Below are 16,067 nucleotides of genomic sequence, written 5' to 3'. Positions count from 1 at the left end.
ACGACGTCGGGGGCGTTGCCGCCCTCGATCTTGCTGCCGACGAAGGTGGAGACGTTGTCGCCGGAGGGGACGAAGACGGTCTTGGCGCCGGTCTTGGCGCTGAACGCGTCGAGGACCTTCTTGAAGTTGGTCTGCTCGCTGCCGGTCCAGACGCCGGCGACCGTGACGGTCGTGCCGCTGAGCTCGCCGCCGGACGTGGTGTCGTCGGTGCTGCCGCAGGCGGTGGCGGTGAGCGCGAGCGCGAGGGCCGCGGAGAGCGCCCCGGCGGCGCGGAGGGTGGTGAGGGAGGGTCGTCGCATGGTCGTCCTTCCTTCGCATCAGTACTTTCATGTTAAGTACCGGTGACGAAACCATGTCAACGGGCATGCTCCAACAACCCTGTGAAGAAGGCGACTTGAAGGACACCCACTACCTAACGCGCAGGCAGAGGCGCGATCGCGGCCAGCTCCCGCGTCAGCCGCCGCACCCCCTCCTCGGGCGAGGTCCGCAGCGCCAGCACGTCCTGCGCGACCGCCTGTACCGCCAGGCTCACCTGGTCGTACCGCGCGCTCTTCGGCCGCGGCACCGCCGCCAGCACGCTCTCCCGCAGGATCGGCAGGTACGGGTGGGCCGCCACCAGCTCCGGATCCGTGTACAGCGAGGCCCGCACCGGCGGCAGCGACCCCCGCGTCAACACCTGCCGCTGCACCCGCTCGCTCGTCAGGTACGCGAGGAAGTCGGCGGCCGTCGCCGGATGCCGCGACCGGGCCGACACGGCCAGGTTCGAACCGCCGAGCACACTCGTCCCCGGCCCGTAAGGCCCCGGCAGCGGCGCCGCCTCGAACCGGCCCGCCACCTTCGACCCCGGCCGGCCCGCGTCCGCGTACACGTATGGCCAGTTCCGCAGGAACAGCAGCCGCCCCTCCTCGAACGCCGCCCTGGACTCCTCCTCCGTGAACCGCATCGCCTCCGCCGGGATCCACCCCTCCCGCACCCCGCCGGCCAGGAACGTCAGCGCCGCCCGCGCCGCGTCCGAGTCCACCCCGACCCGCGCGCCCTCCTCCCGCAGCACCGTCCCGCCCGCCGACCCGATCGCCTCCGTCACGTTCACCGTCAGCCCCTCGTACGGCAGGAACTGCCCCGCGTAGCCACCGAGTCCGTGCCGCGGCGCCAGCGTCCGCGCCAGCCGCGCCAACTCCGCCCACGTCCGCGGCGGCCGCTCGCCCGCCGCGTCCAGCACGTCCTTCCGGTAGTACAGCAACCCGGCGTTGGTCACGTACGGCACCGCGTACAACCGCCCCCGGAACGTCGCCGTCTCCACCACCGGCGGCAGGAACGCCGCCAGATCGAACCGCTCCCGCTCCAGCGGCGCGACCAGCCCCGCCGCCGCGAACTCCGACGTCCACGCCACATCGATGTTCAGCACGTCGAACCGGCGGCTCCCCGACCGCAGTTCGCTCAGCATCTGCGCCCGCGTCTCGTCCGCCGAGTCCGGCAGCTCGACCAGCGTCACCAGCTCCGCAGGCCGCCGCGCGTTCCACTCCGCCACCAACGGACCGAGATAGTCCGTGAGATCCCCCGCCGTCACGAACGTCAGCGCGCCCCGCCCCCCGGACGGCCCCGCCCCGGACGGCGGCGCACCCCCGGCACACGCCGCCAGCAGCACCGCCACCACCAGCACGCCCCTCGCCACGGACCGTACCCACCCCATGCGTTCCTCCCGGACGTGGTGCCGCACGCGACGCCCCATCGTGGCAGACCCACGGCGCCCCCCATCGGTGATACTGGTCCGGCGGACCCGGCGACCGCCGGTCCACCGGCCCCCCGGGCCGCCACCACCGGGCCGGGAACGGCGCACGACACAGAAGGGGGAGCGCGTGCGGCAGCAGCTGCTGGCACTCCTCACCCGGGGCCCCGCCCACGGCTACGAGCTCAAGCAGGGTCTTGAACAACTCCTCGGCTCCGCCTACCCTCAGCCCAACGTCGGCCAGGTCTACGTGACCCTCGGCCGACTGGAGAAGAGCGGACTCATCGAAGGCGAGGACGTCGAACAGACGGGCCGCCCCAACAAGCGGATCTACCGCCTGACCGACGCCGGACGGGAGGCCGTCGCCGCGTGGTTCGAGGACACCACCGACGAACCCCGGGTGCGCGACGGATTCTTCATGAAACTCGCCCTCGCCCCCCTCTCCGGCCTCGCCGACCCCATCGCCCTGATCAACCGGCAGCGGCGACAGCACCTCAACACCATGCGCAGCCTCTCCCGGCTCGCCGCCGGCGAGGACCGCGACAACAAGATCGCCCAGCTCCTCATCGAGGGCGCCATGCTGCACCTCCAGGCCGACCTCGACTGGCTGGAGCGCTGTCAGGAGGAGCTCGAATGACCGCCGCGCCCGGTGCCCCGCCGGGGGCGATCGTGCACGCCGAGGGCCTGACCAAGACCCACCGCGGCGACCGCGCCCCCGTCCACGCCGTCCGCGGCGTCGACCTCACCGTCCGGGAAGGCGAGTTCGTCGCCGTCACCGGCCCCTCCGGCGCCGGCAAGTCCACCCTCCTCCACCTCGTCGGCGGCCTCGAACGCCCCGACGCCGGCCGCCTCTGGATCGGCGGCGAACGCGTCGACACCCACGGCGAGGCCCGCTGGGCCGTGCTGCGCCGCCGCAGCGTCGGCATCGTCTTCCAGTTCTTCAACCTCGTCTCCCACCTCACCGTCGCCGACAACGTCGAACTCCCCGCCCTCCTCGCCGGCGCCACCCCCCGCGCCGCCCGCGCGAGCCGCGCCGAACTCCTCGCCGAACTCGGCCTCCAGGGACGGGAGAACGCCCTCCCCGCCGCCCTCTCCGGCGGCGAACAGCAGCGCGTCGCCCTCGCCCGCGCCCTCGTCAACCGGCCCGCCCTGCTGCTCGCCGACGAACCCGCCGGCAGCCTCGACAGCAAGGGCACCCGCGACGTCCTGCGCCTCCTCGCCCGCTTCCACGCCCGCGGCCAGACCATCCTCATGGTCACCCACGACGCCCGGATGGCGAGCGCCGCCGACCGCGTCATCAGCTTCTTCGACGGCCGGATCGCCGACGACGCCACCCTCGGCGACCCCGCCCCCGCCCGCCCGGGGGTGACCGGCGTACTCGACCTGAAGGACTGACCGCGAGCAAGGGGGCCGAGGCATCGAGGAAGGTGAGGACGGCATGCGGGCGACCTGGCGATGGGTCCACTCCGACCTCCGCACCCACCGCGGCGAGGCCCTCTTCGCCGTCCTGGCCAGCGCCGGCGTCATCGCCTCCCTCCTCCTCTCCGCCGCCCTGCTCAGCTACGCCGTCAACCCCTGGCAGCGGCTCTTCAACCAGTCCCAGGGCAGCCACGTCTGGCTCCACGGCCGCGACGGCCGGGACGGATTCGACCCCGCCGACCTCGCCCCGCTCGCCGCCCTCGACGAGGTCGCCGCCGTCTCCGGCCCCTTCCGCACCGCCGCCGCCACCCTGGAGACCGGCGGCACCCGCGCCGGCGTCGTCCTGCGCGCCACCGGAACCCGCCCGCCCGACACCGCCCGCCCCCTCCTCACCGCCGGCCACTGGCTCACCACCGGCACCCCGGGCGACCAGATCGTCCTGGAACGCACCCTCGCCCGCACCCTGTGGGCCGAACCCGGCGAGACCGTCACCGTGACCCTCACCGGCCGGCACGGCCCCACCAGCCGCACCCTGCACGTCGCCGGCGTCGCCGAGACCGCCGAACCGCGCTACCGGGCCGGACAGGGCGACGGCATCGGCTGGATCCTCCCCGGCACCCTCGACCGCCTCGCCCCCGCCGCCACCGGACAGACCGCCGGCCTCCGCCTGAAGGACCCCGACGACACCGACTACGCCGTCCAGCGCGCCGTCACCCTCCTCGGCGCCGCCCGCATCGACCAGGTCACCAAATGGCAGCAGGCCAAGGCCGACATCGGCGGCGACGACCGGCTCCTCGGCCAGATCTTCGCCGCCTTCGGCCTCGCCGCCCTCCTCGCCGCGGCCGTCGCCGTCGCCGGCGCGGTCCGGGCCCGCATCAGAGGACAGGCCGGCGACATCGCCGTCCTCAAGGCCGTCGGCTTCACCCCCGGCCAGGTCGTCCGCGGCTTCCTCCTCCAGCACCTCGGCTTCGCCGTCGCCGGCGCGGCACTCGGCACCGCCGCCACCCTCACCTGCGGACGGTGGATACCCGGCCGGATCGGCGACGCCGTCGCCCTCTGGCCCCGCATGCCGGGCCACCGCGCCGCCGTCGTCGGCGTCCCCGTCGCCGCCGTCCTCCTCATCGCCGCCGCCACCGCCCTCGCCGCCTGGCGGGCCGGCCGCGTCCCCCCGGTGCCCGCGGCCCGCTCGGCCCACCCCGCCGCCCGCCCGCTCTCCGCGCTCGGCCGCCGCGCCCTCGGACTGCGCCTCTCCCCGGTCCTCGTCCTCGGCTGGCGCTCCGCCTTCACCGCACCCGGCCGGACCCGGGCCCTCGGCGCCACGGCCCGGCTCGCCCTCCCGCTCGCCCTGATCACCGTGGCCCTCGTCGCCTGGACGACCCTCGGCCAGTTCCGCACCGACCCCGCCCGCGTCGGCCGGGCCGCCGCCCTCACCGTCCGCACCGAACAGCCGCCGCCCGGCGACGGCCTGACGGCCGCGCTGGAAGCCGTCCCCGGCGTCGCCGACGCCGTCCCGGGCGCCGAGTTCACCGCCCTCGTCCCCGGCCAGACCGGCACCCTCACCCTGCGCGGCCTCGGCACCCCCGAAGCGCCCTACCCGCACACCGTCGTCGAGGGCCGCGCCCCGGACGGCCCCGACGAGGCCGTCGCCGGCCAGGGCCTCCTCGACCTCCTCGGCGTACGGGTGGGGGACTGGGTCCGGATGACGGTCGAGGGCCGCCCGCAGATCCTGCACCTCGTCGGCCGCAGCATCGAACCCGACCACGGCGGCCGGGTCGTCTCCACCACCCTCGACACCCTCCGCGACGGCGCCCCCGGCCTCCGCCCCGCCTTCCACGCCCTCGTCCTGCGCCCGGACGCCGACCCCCGGGCGGTCGCCGCCGCCGTCCCCGCGGCCACCGGCGCCCGCGCCGAGGTCCGCGGCACCGCCGACCCGGCGGACGGCGAGGACGCCCCCCGAGGCGTCCTCGCCGCCCTCGTCGCGGTCCTCGCCCTCATCGCCCTCGTCGAACTCCTCACCCTCATCGGCACCGGGGTCCGCGACCGGGTCCGCGACCTGCTCGCCCTCCGCGCCATCGGACTGACACCCCGCCAGATCGGCGCCGTCGTCGTCACCTCCGCCGCCCTCACCACCCTGGCCGCCGCCCTCCTGGGCACGGCCGCCGGCGCGGCCCTCGGCCACCGCCTCGTCGACGCCGAGGCCGCGGCGACCGGCCTCGGCGCCGGAGTCGCCCGCCTCCCCGACCCGGCCACCCTCGCCGCCCTGGTCCTCGCCGTCACCGCGACCGGCGCCCTCGCCGCCCTGCCCCCGGCCGTCCGCACGGCCCGCCGCCGCCTCGCCGACTCGGCCGGAGAGACCCTGTAGCCCCGCCCGGCCCCCGCACCGAAACCAGGTGCCCGACCGGCCTCCCCGCTGATCTACTGCTCCGATGACCCAGACACCGACCGCCGTACGGGACGCGTTGCACGGACTCGCCTTCGGTGACGCCTTCGGCGACCGCTGGTTCCGGATCCTCCGCCGGGACGGCGAGGCACCGCTCCAGGCGCGCACCCTGCCGTCCGAGGAGCAGTGGCGCTGGAGCGACGACACCGCCCAGGCCCTCGTCCTCGTCCGGGAACTCGCCGACGGCGCCGGCACGGTCGACCAGGACCGCCTCGCCCAGGCCCTCGCCGCGGCCTACGCCGACGACACCCACCGCGGCTACGGCGCCTCCATGCACGACGTCCTGCGCAGGATCGGCGCCGGCGAGCCCTGGCGGGACGTCGTCGCCGGCCAGTTCGACGGGCAGGGCTCCTGGGGCAACGGCGCCGCCATGCGCGTCGCCCCGCTCGGCGCCTGGCACGCCGCCGACCTCGACGCGGTCGCCGAGCAGGCGGCCCGCCAGGCCGTCGTCTCCCACCACCACCCCGAGGCGGTCGCCGGAGCCGTGGCCGTCGCCCTCGCCGCCGCGCTGGCCACCCGCAGCCGCGGCGGACCCGCCCCGACGCGCCCCGAACTCCTCCACGCCGTCGCCGCGCACCTCCCGGAGAGCGACGTCCGGTCCGGCATCCGGATCGCCGCCCGCATGCCCGCGCACACCTCGGTCCGGCACGCCGCCGAGGTCCTCGGCTCCGGCTACCGCATGTCGGGACCGGACACCGTCCCGTACGCCCTCTGGTGCGCGGCCGGCCACCTCGACGACCTCCACGAGGGCCTGTGGACCACGGTCGCCGGGCGCGGCGACATCGACACCACCTGCGCGATCGCGGGCGGAGTGATCGCCGCCCGCACGGGCGTCGCGGCCCTCCCGGCCGCCTGGCACGCGTCCCGCGAGCCCCTCCCGGACGCCTTCGCACGCCACTTCTGAACGGCGGAGCGCCGGACGGCGCGATCCCCGGCGGGCTGTGACCATGTGAGCGTTCGTCCGGTTTCTTCCGAGTGGAGCAGGAGGCGCCATGTCCGGCCGGTTCGAGGCGACCGTCGAGGTCGACCGTCCCGTCGACGAGGTGTTCGCGTACCTCGCCGACGGGCGGAACGATCCACAGTTCAGCCCCCGCGTGCTCCGGATCGAGCGGATCCCCGAGGGGCCGACCGCCGTCGGCACCGCCTTCCGCTCCACCGTGAAGGACGCGGGGATGAAGACCGCCCGCACCTTCCGGATCACCGCCTTCGAGCCGCCCCGGACCCTGCGCTGGGCCGAGGAGTCCAAGAACCTGGTGACGGCGAGCCAGGGCGGCTACGACCTGGAGCCGCTGCCGGACGGCGGCACCCGGGTCCGCATCCACAACGTCCTGGAGGGCCACGGGCTCGGCAAGCTCCTCGTCGGCCTCGCCCTGGCCGCGGCCCGCAAGGACGCGCCCGCCTTCGGACAGCGCATCAAGACCGCGATCGAAGCGTCCTGAGAAGAGCGCGGGTGCCGGGCCGTCACCCGGTCGGCCCCGCGCTGCTCATCCGGTTTCCGCCTCCCCCGTACGGCTCCGGGCGGTCTCCCCGGTACGGCCCCGGGCCTCGCGCCGCAGCGCCGTGTACACCGACCACACCACCGACACCAGCGGCACCGCCACCACCGCGCCGACGATGCCCGCCGCGATCGAGCCCGCGACCACCGAGATCGCCACCACCAGCGGGTGGAGCCGTACCGCCCAGCTCATCACCAGCGGATGCAGCAGATGGCCCTCGATCTGGCCGATGACGACGATCAGCGCCACCACCAGCCCCGCCACCAGCGGGCCCTTCGCCGCCAGGGCCACCACGGCGGCCACCGCCAGGGCGATCGGCGAACCGATCAGCGGCACGAACGCGGCGGCGAACTCCAGCAGCGCCAGCGGCACCGCGAGCGGCACGCCCAGCAGCCACAGCGCGAACCCGACCAGGAGCGCGTTCACCGCCGCGACCAGCACGATCCCGTGCGTGTACCCCGTGAACGTACGCCACGCGGCCCCGCCCCCGACCGCCACCCGCGCCCGCACCGACTCCGGCAGCTGCTCCTGGAACCACGCCCACTGGCGGTCCCCGGAGTGGAGGAAGAACACCGACGAGAACAGCGCCAGGGCGAGCGTCGTCAGCACCGCCACCACGTGGTGCGCGCCGCTCACCGCCTCGCCGATCAGCGCCGAGCGGTGGTCGGACAGGAACTGACCGATCCTCGCCTCCAGGCCCGTCAGCGCTTCCGGGGCCAGGTGGAACGGCGGCGCCTCCAGCCAGCGCCGGATGCGGCCGAGGCCGTCCCGGAACTCCCGCACCAGCGTGGTCCGCTCGCCCGCCACCGCCTCCCCGACCAGCGCGAGCACGCCCAGGACCAGCGCCAGCCCGCCCAGCAGCGTGAGGGCCACCGCGAGCGCCCTCGGGAGCCCCCGGGCGACGACGTCCGCGACCGGCCGCAGCAGCGCGGTGACCACGAGCCCGAGGAAGAGGGCCACCCCGATCTCGTGGAACCGGCCGAGGAGGGCGAACAGCGCGTAGAGGAAGAGGCCGACGGCGAGCAGCCGCCACGCGTACGCGGCGGCGGTGCGGAGGAAGGGGGCCACCCGGGGCGGCCCCGCGGACTGCGGCTGCATGGCCGACGGCTACCACCGCGACGCGTCCCCTCCCCGCCCGGCACACCGCGCCCGCCCGACCTTCACCCGGCCAGCGGCCGACCAAGATCGATAGTATTGTCCGCTATGTATGACATCGCGCGATGACCGGAGGTCGTCATGAAGGACTTCAAATTCGAGCGCAAGCGGTCGCTCTCCCGGAAGGAGGCCGCCGACCAGCTGGCCGCCCTGGCCGACGCGCTCCGGGCGGGCGGCGAGGCCGAACTCGAACTGAGCGGGGGCGTGCTGGAACTCCGGATCCCCGACGAGCTGCGCGGCGAGATCGAGCTGTCGGTGGAGGACGGGGAGGTCGAGCTGGAGGTGGAGCTCAAGTGGCCCGTCGCCGGCTCCACCGGGAAGAAGTCCCCCGCCGAGAAGCCGGTCGTGAAGAAGACGACGGTGAAGAAGGCCGCGGCGAAGAAGGCGGCGGCGAAGAAGGCCGTGGCCGAGAAGGCGGTCGCCAAGAAGGCGGTCGCCAAGAAGGCGGTCGCCAAGAAGGCCGCGGCGAAGAAGGCGGTCGCCAAGAAGGCGGCGAAGAAGGCGACGGCCGAGAAGCCTTCCGCCAAGAAGGCGGCCGCGAAGAAGGCGACGGCCAAGAAGGCGTTCGCGAAGAAGGCGTCCGCGAAGAAGGCGACGGCCAAGAAGGCGTCCGCGAAGAAGGCGTCCGCGAAGAACGCCCCGCCGACCAAGAAGGCCCCCAAGGAGGCCCCCGCCAAGAAGCCTTCGGCCAAGAAGACCTCTGCCAAGCCCGCCAAGCCCGCAAAGCCCGCCAAGGCCCCCGCCAAGCGGTCCTGACCGCGCGGCGGGAGCCCAGGGGCCTCGGTCAGCAGCTGACGGTGCCCCTGCGCAGGGCGTGGCCGCCGGTGTTGGAGTCGTCGGACCAGTAGACGGGCTTGCTGCCCGCCACGCACTCGTCGGCGCCGGCCAGCGCGAAGCCCTCGTTGTTGTAGTCGGGCATGCCGGCGGGGCGCGCGTACGTGGCGCCGACGGCGAAGGCGCCGCTGGCGTCGACCTTCAGCGTGCGGTGCTGCCCGCCGCAGGTGTTGTCGCAGACGGCCCAGAGCCGGGACGCCTGCGGCTCCCACTGGAGTTCCATGACGCCGGCCATGCCGGTGGCGGCCGTGGCGACGCGGGTGAAGGCCCCGGTGTCCTGGAGGACGTACCCGTGGACGGCGCCGGTGCCCTCCACGCCGACGAAGAAGACGCCGCCGCCGTGGGCGCCGTAGCCGGCCGGGTCGTAGAGCGCGCCCGTGGCGGCGTCCTTGAAGCCGGCGGCCGTGAGGGCCGTGTCGGGGACCCAGGTGATGCCCTCGAAACCGAGGTTGGAGCCGGTCGCGGGCAGGCTCGCGGTGAGGTTCCACTCGCGGACGGCGGTCAGCGCGGAGCCCGTACCGGAGACGTCGTACCGGAGCACGGAGAGCCGGCTGGTGCCGGAGGCGTCGCCGTTCCGCTCGCTCGCGACGTACACGCCGGCGGCGGCGCCCGCCCCGGTGACCGTCACGCCCTCGGCGTCGGGAGCGCCGGAACCGCCGGGGAAGCGCACGGTCTTGCCGGAGGTCCAGCCGGCGGACGTGTCGGGCGTCCAGCCGCCGGAGCCGTCCCGGACCAGCCGCCACAGCTTGCCGCTGTTCTGTGCCGCCCAGAGGACGTCGCCGTCCTGGTGGAGGCCGCTGAGGTCGCCGCCGAACACGTTCGGCGCGTCCGCCGTGACGACCGTGGAGCCACCGGGCCAGGCCGCCTCCGTACCGCCGCCGGTGCCGCCGCAGCTGTTGGCCGCGCCGAGCGTGACGGCCGCGGCCTTGAACGCGCCGGTGCCGTCGGGGCAGCGGGACCAGGACGGGGCGGAGTGGCTGCTCCAGGAGTGGCTGTCGACGAGGGTGCTGCCGTCGGCCAGGTACAGCCGCGCCTTGTCGCTGGAGCCGAGCCCGAACTTTCCGTGCACGTCGAAGGCGCGGAAGGCGCCCGGTGCCAGGGTCGTGCCCGAGGGGATCGTGTACTTCGAGCTGTTGTTGTCGTCCTTGAGGATCCAGCCGGAGACGTCGACCGGCGCCGTGCCCTTGTTGTACAGCTCGATCGAGTCCTCGACGGAGCCGGTCGTGACGACCTCGTTGACGCGGATGTCGTCGGCGGGAGCGGCGTGCGCGGGCGCGGCGGTCAGCGCGCCGAGGAGGAGCGCCGGTACGGCGGCGAGGGCGAGGGGCAGTTCACGGCGCCGGCGGCGTGCACGCGAAAGGGTCACGGAAGTCCGTCCTGGGGGTCGAAGGGGGGGGGGGGCGCCATGACGGTCCCGGCCCCGCCCGAACGCCACCCCTCACGCCCGGACTTCCTCCGTGAACAACAGCCGAAGCCTTCCCGCGCCCGCCCGAGCCCGCGCCCGCCCGAGCCCGCCCCCGCCCCGCCCGCGCACCCCGAACGGCCCCACGGAGGTGACGGAAGCCCGGGGAGCCCGTTGGAGGGGCCATGAGACGACTCCTCGCCACCGCCCTCGCCGCCGCCACGACCGCGGTCGTCACGACGCTCTGCGCGGCCGCGGCGCCGCTCCCCGGCGTCGCGCCGGGCACGGCCTCCCTCCACCTCACCCGGGTCCACGCCTCCGAGGGCCGGCAGATCATGTCGGGCGTCCGCCTCGACTGCCCCGCCGGCGCCTCCGCCGCGCACCCGTACGCCCGGGAGGCGTGCCGGGACGTCCGCAGCGCGGCCGGCGACCTCGACCGTCTGCCGGGCCGGACCTTCGGCTACTGCTCCAACGAGCCCGGCACCGTCACGGTGACCGCCGACGGCGCGTACGAGGGCAGGCCGGTGCACTGGACGCACACCTACGCCGACGACTGCGTGCGCACCCTCGCGACCGGGAGCGTCTTCGACTTCTGAGCGGCGTCAGGCGGCCCGGCCGAGCCACCCCGTCGCGGCCACCGCGTCCCGGGCGACGTCCCCGACGCCCCGGCCGTCCGTCGGCACGCGCACGGTCCCGGCCACCGCCCGCCGCTCCAGCGTCCCCGCCGACCGCGCGCCGCGCGCCAACTCCCGCTCCAGCTCCGACCCCTGCCCCCGCGCCGTGAGCCGACGGCGGACGGTCTCGTCGGAGGCGGTGAGCAGGACGCGCACGATCCGGCCCGGCGCGAGGGCGCGGGTGAAAAGACCGGCCGCCTCGGGCAGGACACTGGCGGTGTTCGTGTAGACGAGCCGCCGATGCCCGAGGCGGGCGAAGTCGGCCCAGACGGCCGTCAGATCGGCCTCGGTGATCCTCGAACGGTCGGGGTCGTCCGGCGGTGCGGGATGCACCTGCCCCATGAAGTCCCGAGCGTGTCCCGAACCGACGGTCGTCACCGGTGGCGGATCAGGACCCGCGCCGCCCTGGCCAGGAGCCGGGGGTCGGTGAGCGCCTTCGGCGGCGCCTCCATGTGGACGACGCGCAGATAGGCGGCGTTGACGGCGGAGTCGATCACGGACGCCTCGGTGAGCCGGTCGGCGACCCACTTCTGCGCCCGGTAGCCGCGCGGGTAGGGCCCGGTGACGTGCGGCTGCGCCAGGTCGGCGGCGGTGGACAGCTGCCAGGCCGCGTCGACGGCGGTCTCGGCGAGGCGGAAGTACGGCAGGGCCGGGGCGTGCGGGCGCGGTCCGGTCCGCAGGTACGCCGCCAGCGCGTCGGCCTCCAGCGCCGCCAGCGTCAGGCCCTGTCCGTACACCGGGTTCACGCTCGCCAGCGCGTCCCCGACGACCACGAGCCCGCCGGGGAATCGGCGGAGCCGGGTGTGGACCCGGCGGCGGCTCTCGACGAAGCGGTACGTGGCGACGGAGCCGATCATCGTGGACTCCTCGGCCACCGTGCGGATCGGTGCGACGCAGCGGCGCATCCGGCGGAGGAACTCGTCCGGGTCGGGGCCGGGGCGGTGGTCGGCGTACCCGGCCAGGACGACCGACCAGCGGTCGCCCTCGACGGCGGCGAGCGCCCCGGGTTCCGTCACCTCGGGCAGGTAGTCGCTCGCGGGGCCGGGGCTGGAGTGGGCGATGACGGTGGTGCCGAGTTCGTCGCCGCGGTGGAAGGAGGCGGTGGCGTAGCCGAGGTCGATGCGCATCCGGTCGACGGGCGCCGCGTCCCAGCCGTGCCGGGTCAGCCAGTCGTCCAGGCGGCTGGACCTGCCGGTGGCGTCGACGACGAAGTCGGCGCGGATCTCGTCGCCCTTCGTCCCGTCCGTCCCGGCGCCCGGCGCGCGGCCGTCGACGCGGTCGTCCGCCGGGACGGTGGTGGCGACGCCGCTCACGCGCGCGCCGTCGAAGAGGAGGCCGGTGACCTCGGCCCGGACGAAGCGCACGTGGGGGAGGAGCGCGACCCGCCGGCGCAGCCCGCTCTCCAGGAAGGGGCGGGTGGCGCCGAGCATCCGGGACTCGGCCACGGGCGCCTTCAGCCGTCCGTCGACGTAGAACCGCACGTCGTCGCCCTCGCCGAGCCGCGCCCCGCCCCGCACGAGTTCGTCGGTGAGGCCCGGGAACCACCGTTCCAGCTGCCGGTGCCCCATGGACAGCAGGGCGTGCAGCTGCCGCCGCTGCGGGCTGCGCCTCCCGAGTCCGTCCTCGCCGATCACGTCGGGCTCGACGACCACCACCTCCTCGGCGTGATCGCTCAGCACGCGGGCCGCGAACAGCCCCGCGTAACTGCCACCCATGACGACGGCCCGCTGCACCCTCTACCCCCACCCCGGAAGGTATCCCGCCTCCGGTCGACAGGGGGCGGGACACGACGACAACGGTCCGTGACCCTACGGCACCTCCGGGAGCGGGGCGATCCGAGGTCGGGGGCCGGGACGCACCCACGGGATTTTGTGTATACCAAAAGCTGCCCTTTGAAGGGAGTCGGCAAACCATCCGTCCGGTGGCTGGCGTCAAAGATGCTGGTTCCTAGGCCCTTGGAGGTCGGTACCCCTTGTTCCACATCCCGTACTTGGTATACAAAAACTGGACCCGTGGTCGTCTTACCTCCGAGGAGTCCCCATGCGCGTCGATGCCCGCCAGCCCGTTCCCTCCGGCCTGACCCGGCGGGGTGTCCTCGCGGGTGCCGCGGCCCTGGCCGGCACGACCGCGGCGGCGGCCGTCGCCGCGGCGCCCGCCTCCGCCGCCGTCCCGGCCGCCGCGCCCGGGGCCGGGGGAGCGGCGGACCGCAGGTCCCGTACCGTCGTCTTCCGCGATGTGCGGCCGTTCGGCGGCGCGGCCACCGATCTGGTCGTCGTGGACGGGAGGATCACCGGCGGGTCGGCGCCGCGCGGCGCGAAGGTCGTGGACGGCGGCGGCCGGATCGCGCTGCCGTCCCTGGTCGACGCCCACATCCACCCCGACAAGACGACGTGGGGCGGCGACTGGGTGTCCCGGCGGCCGGCGTCCTCCATCGCCGACTACGTCGAGCAGGACGTGGAGCTCTTCCGCGCGCAGACCCGCTCGGTGGCGGAGCGCGCGTACGGCCTGATGAGCCATGCCGTCAGCCGCGGCACGCGCGGGATGCGCGCCCATGCCGACGTCGCCCCGGCGTACGGCCTTGCGGGCGTCGAGGGGCTGGCCGAGGCCCGGCGCCGGCTCGCCCACGCGCTGGACGTGCAGATCGTCGCGTTCCCCCAGCACGGCGTCATCCGCACGCCCGGCACGGCCCGGCTCCTGGAGGAGGGTGCCCGCCGGGGCGTCGTCGACATGATCGGCGGCATCGACCCGATCGGCTTCGACCACGCCCTCGACGAGCACCTCGACACCGTCTTCGGCATCGCGGACCGGCACGGCGTCGGCGTGGACATCCACCTGCACGACGGGGGCGAGGAGGGCGTCCGGGCCATGCGCGGGATCATCGACCGCACCCGGGCCCTGTCCCTCGCCGGCAAGGTGACGGTCAGTCATGTCTTCTGCCTGCCGGGCCTGTCGGACCGGGAGCTCGGCGCGCTCGCGACCGACCTCGCCGACCAGGACATCGCGCTCACCACCGTCGCCCCCTCGCGCGACCTCGTCCTCCCGATCGCCCGTCTGCGCGAGCACGGCGTCCGCGTCGGTCTCGGCTCCGACGGCGTCCGCGACTCCTGGAGCCCCTTCGGCAACGCCGACATGCTCCACCGCGCCCACATCCTCGGCTGGGTCACCGACGTCCGTCTCGACGAGGAGCTGGCGGACTGCTACCGGGCGGCCGCCCACGGCGGCGCCGACGTGATGGGCCTCCCGCACGCCGACCTCACGCCCGGCGCCCCCGCCGACTTCGTCCTCGTCCGGGGCCAGGGCCTGCCCCAGGTGGTGGTCGACATGCCGCAGCGCGACCTGGTCGTGCACGGCGGCGTGGTCGTGGCCCGGGACGGCGAGTTCCTCTCCTGACCGCGGATCCGGCGGCTCCCGACCGCGGAGCGGGCGGCGTCGCGCGGGACGGCGTGACACCGCGCAAGGTCGCGATCCAGCCATCCGGCGGAACGCCGTAAACGCGGACCCACCGCCCCGTACCGCCGGTCCCGCGGCCGACCGTCCGCCCGCGGGCCGGCGTTCGGCGGTGTCAGGGGAGCGAGGGCCGGGGAGGGGTCGGTCTCCCGCGTCTGAACTGCAACGGGTGTCTGCAAATTTCTGACCTGTTTTCAGTTCGGCGCGGGAGGCGGTCCGTTGGGGCCCCGTGCCGGGACGGTATGGGAGTGGACGCGCGTAGAGCGGCCGAAAGTCCACCTTGCCGCGCCCGCCCGGCGGAGTCGAGGATTCCTCCCAGCGCAGCGCTTGTCAGGTTCATGTCGGTCACCCATGGCCGATCCGCACTCCCCGCCCGAGCCGCCCACCCAGCGGCCCGCCCCCCATACGGAGGATCCAGTGAACCGTTCGTCCCGCAGCCGCGGCCTCACCAAGGGCACCCGCCTGCTCGCCGTCCTCGGCGCGTTCGTCGCCGCGACCGCCCTGGCCGCCCCCACCTCCTCGGCCCAGCCGGCCGGCACCGCCAAGGCCACCGCCGCCGCGCTCTCCTCCGCCAGCGACGCGGTCCTCCGGGCCGACGTCGCCGGCACCGCCTGGTACACCGACCAGGCCACCGGCAAGGTCGTCGTCACCGTCGACGCGACCGTCTCGCAGGACGAGATCGCCTCCCTCCGCGAGGCCGCCGGCGGCAACGCCGCCCACCTGAAGATCGAGCGCACCACCGGCAAGATCAACAAGCTCATCGCGGGCGGCCAGGCCATCTACGCGGCCGGCGGCGGCCGTTGCTCCCTCGGCTTCAACGTCCGCAGCGGCAGCACCTACTACGCCCTCACGGCCGGCCACTGCACCGAGATCGCGAGCACCTGGTACACCAACTCCGGCCAGACCTCCGTGCTCGGCACCCGGGCCGGCACCAGCTTCCCCAGCAACGACTACGGCATCATCCGCCACTCCAACGCCTCCGCCGCCGACGGCCGCGTCTACCTCTACAACGGCAGCTACCGGGACATCACCGCCGCCGGCAACGCCTACGTCGGACAGTCCGTCCAGCGCAGCGGCAGCACCACCGGCCTGCGCGGCGGCACCGTCACCGGCCTCAACGCCACCGTCAACTACGGCAACGGCGACATCGTCTACGGCCTGATCCAGACCAACGTCTGCGCCGAGCCCGGCGACAGCGGCGGCGCCATGTTCTCCGGCTCCACCGCCCTCGGCCTCACCTCCGGCGGCAGCGGCAACTGCTCCACCGGCGGCACCACCTTCTTCCAGCCCGTCACGGAGGCCCTCAGCGCCTACGGCGTCAGCGTGTTCTGACCGACCGCCGACGCCCCGGGTCCGCGCACCCCGCACAGGACCGCGCCCCCCCGCCCGCCCGGCCGCCCGGCGGGGCGCGCGGGCGCCCCCCGGGCGCCGGCCCGCGCCCCGCCCCCGGGCCCGGCCGCCCCCGCCGGCCCCC

The 16,067-nt window shown here is 75.1% G+C and carries 13 protein-coding genes and 2 pseudogenes; 9 read left to right on the top strand and 6 right to left on the bottom strand.

What is annotated here, in order from left to right; translation table 11 throughout:
- Both ACFW1I_RS21510 and ACFW1I_RS21505 read right to left on the bottom strand, forming a co-directional pair.
- A pseudogene (locus ACFW1I_RS21510) lies at positions 1-299 on the bottom strand (carbohydrate ABC transporter substrate-binding protein); the annotation flags it as partial.
- A gap of 113 nt (positions 300-412) precedes the next feature.
- Complete coding sequence (locus tag ACFW1I_RS21505) at positions 413-1,690, bottom strand: ABC transporter substrate-binding protein (protein ID WP_384672275.1); 1,278 nt, start codon at positions 1,688-1,690, stop codon at positions 413-415.
- 166 nt (positions 1,691-1,856) lie between these two features.
- On the opposite strand from ACFW1I_RS21505, the gene ACFW1I_RS21500 reads away from it, so the two are divergent.
- The 5 genes from ACFW1I_RS21500 to ACFW1I_RS21480 all read left to right on the top strand — a co-directional run bounded on the left by ACFW1I_RS21500 (position 1,857) and on the right by ACFW1I_RS21480 (position 7,024).
- On the top strand, positions 1,857-2,363 hold the full coding sequence (locus ACFW1I_RS21500) for a PadR family transcriptional regulator (RefSeq protein WP_031003756.1): 507 nt from the start codon (positions 1,857-1,859) through the stop codon (positions 2,361-2,363).
- Entirely contained in the window at positions 2,360-3,121 is a 762-nt protein-coding gene (locus ACFW1I_RS21495) for an ABC transporter ATP-binding protein (RefSeq protein WP_384672271.1), read from the top strand. Before ACFW1I_RS21500 ends, ACFW1I_RS21495 begins: the two co-directional genes overlap by 4 nt.
- A 43-nt stretch (positions 3,122-3,164) precedes the next feature.
- On the top strand, positions 3,165-5,507 hold the full coding sequence (locus ACFW1I_RS21490) for an FtsX-like permease family protein (protein WP_384672269.1): 2,343 nt from the start codon (positions 3,165-3,167) through the stop codon (positions 5,505-5,507).
- Positions 5,508-5,571: 64 nt separating this feature from the next.
- Positions 5,572-6,489: an ADP-ribosylglycohydrolase family protein gene (locus ACFW1I_RS21485; protein ID WP_384672266.1), complete on the top strand. Its 918-nt coding sequence runs from the start codon at positions 5,572-5,574 to the stop codon at positions 6,487-6,489.
- Between the two features lie 88 nt (positions 6,490-6,577).
- Positions 6,578-7,024 carry an SRPBCC family protein gene (locus ACFW1I_RS21480; RefSeq protein WP_384672264.1) on the top strand — a complete coding sequence of 149 codons (447 nt, stop codon included), beginning with the start codon at positions 6,578-6,580 and terminating at the stop codon, positions 7,022-7,024.
- A gap of 45 nt (positions 7,025-7,069) precedes the next feature.
- Here the strand turns inward: ACFW1I_RS21480 and ACFW1I_RS21475 are convergent, their stop codons facing one another.
- Positions 7,070-8,179: an AI-2E family transporter gene (locus ACFW1I_RS21475; RefSeq protein ID WP_384672261.1), complete on the bottom strand. Its 1,110-nt coding sequence runs from the start codon at positions 8,177-8,179 to the stop codon at positions 7,070-7,072.
- Between the two features lie 138 nt (positions 8,180-8,317).
- Between ACFW1I_RS21475 and ACFW1I_RS21470 the strand changes: the two genes are divergently transcribed.
- Positions 8,318-8,992: an amphi-Trp domain-containing protein gene (locus ACFW1I_RS21470; RefSeq protein WP_384672259.1), complete on the top strand. Its 675-nt coding sequence runs from the start codon at positions 8,318-8,320 to the stop codon at positions 8,990-8,992.
- Between the two features lie 28 nt (positions 8,993-9,020).
- Here ACFW1I_RS21470 and ACFW1I_RS21465 read toward each other — a convergent pair whose 3' ends face one another.
- A complete protein-coding gene (locus ACFW1I_RS21465) occupies positions 9,021-10,436 on the bottom strand; it encodes a lamin tail domain-containing protein (protein ID WP_384672256.1) in 1,416 nt (471 codons plus the stop codon).
- A 221-nt stretch (positions 10,437-10,657) separates the two neighbouring features.
- Here ACFW1I_RS21465 and ACFW1I_RS21460 point away from each other — a divergent pair, with 221 nt between their 5' ends.
- Positions 10,658-11,068, top strand: a complete 411-nt coding sequence (locus ACFW1I_RS21460; RefSeq protein ID WP_384672253.1) for an SSI family serine proteinase inhibitor — start codon at positions 10,658-10,660, stop codon at positions 11,066-11,068.
- A 6-nt stretch (positions 11,069-11,074) separates the two neighbouring features.
- Here the strand turns inward: ACFW1I_RS21460 and ACFW1I_RS21455 are convergent.
- Together ACFW1I_RS21455 and ACFW1I_RS21450 are read right to left on the bottom strand one after the other, a co-directional pair.
- A pseudogene (locus tag ACFW1I_RS21455) lies at positions 11,075-11,494 on the bottom strand (hypothetical protein); the annotation flags it as partial.
- 26 nt (positions 11,495-11,520) lie between these two features.
- The gene (locus ACFW1I_RS21450; protein ID WP_384672251.1) at positions 11,521-12,879 is read right to left on the bottom strand and encodes an FAD-dependent monooxygenase; all 1,359 of its coding nucleotides are present in this window, start codon (positions 12,877-12,879) and stop codon (positions 11,521-11,523) included.
- Between the two features lie 307 nt (positions 12,880-13,186).
- Between ACFW1I_RS21450 and ACFW1I_RS21445 the strand changes: the two genes are divergently transcribed.
- Together ACFW1I_RS21445 and ACFW1I_RS21440 are read left to right on the top strand one after the other, a co-directional pair.
- Complete coding sequence (locus ACFW1I_RS21445; protein ID WP_384672248.1) at positions 13,187-14,536, top strand: amidohydrolase; 1,350 nt, start codon at positions 13,187-13,189, stop codon at positions 14,534-14,536.
- Positions 14,537-15,010: 474 nt separating this feature from the next.
- Positions 15,011-15,925: a S1 family peptidase gene (locus tag ACFW1I_RS21440; protein ID WP_384672246.1), complete on the top strand. Its 915-nt coding sequence runs from the start codon at positions 15,011-15,013 to the stop codon at positions 15,923-15,925.
- The last annotated feature ends 142 nt before the right edge of the window (positions 15,926-16,067 follow it).

This window comes from Streptomyces sp. NPDC058955 (assembly GCF_042741435.1).
Lineage (GTDB): Bacteria > Actinomycetota > Actinomycetes > Streptomycetales > Streptomycetaceae > Streptomyces.
Note: the sequence above shows the minus strand (reverse complement) of the source record. Positions and strands in the feature narration are given on the sequence as shown.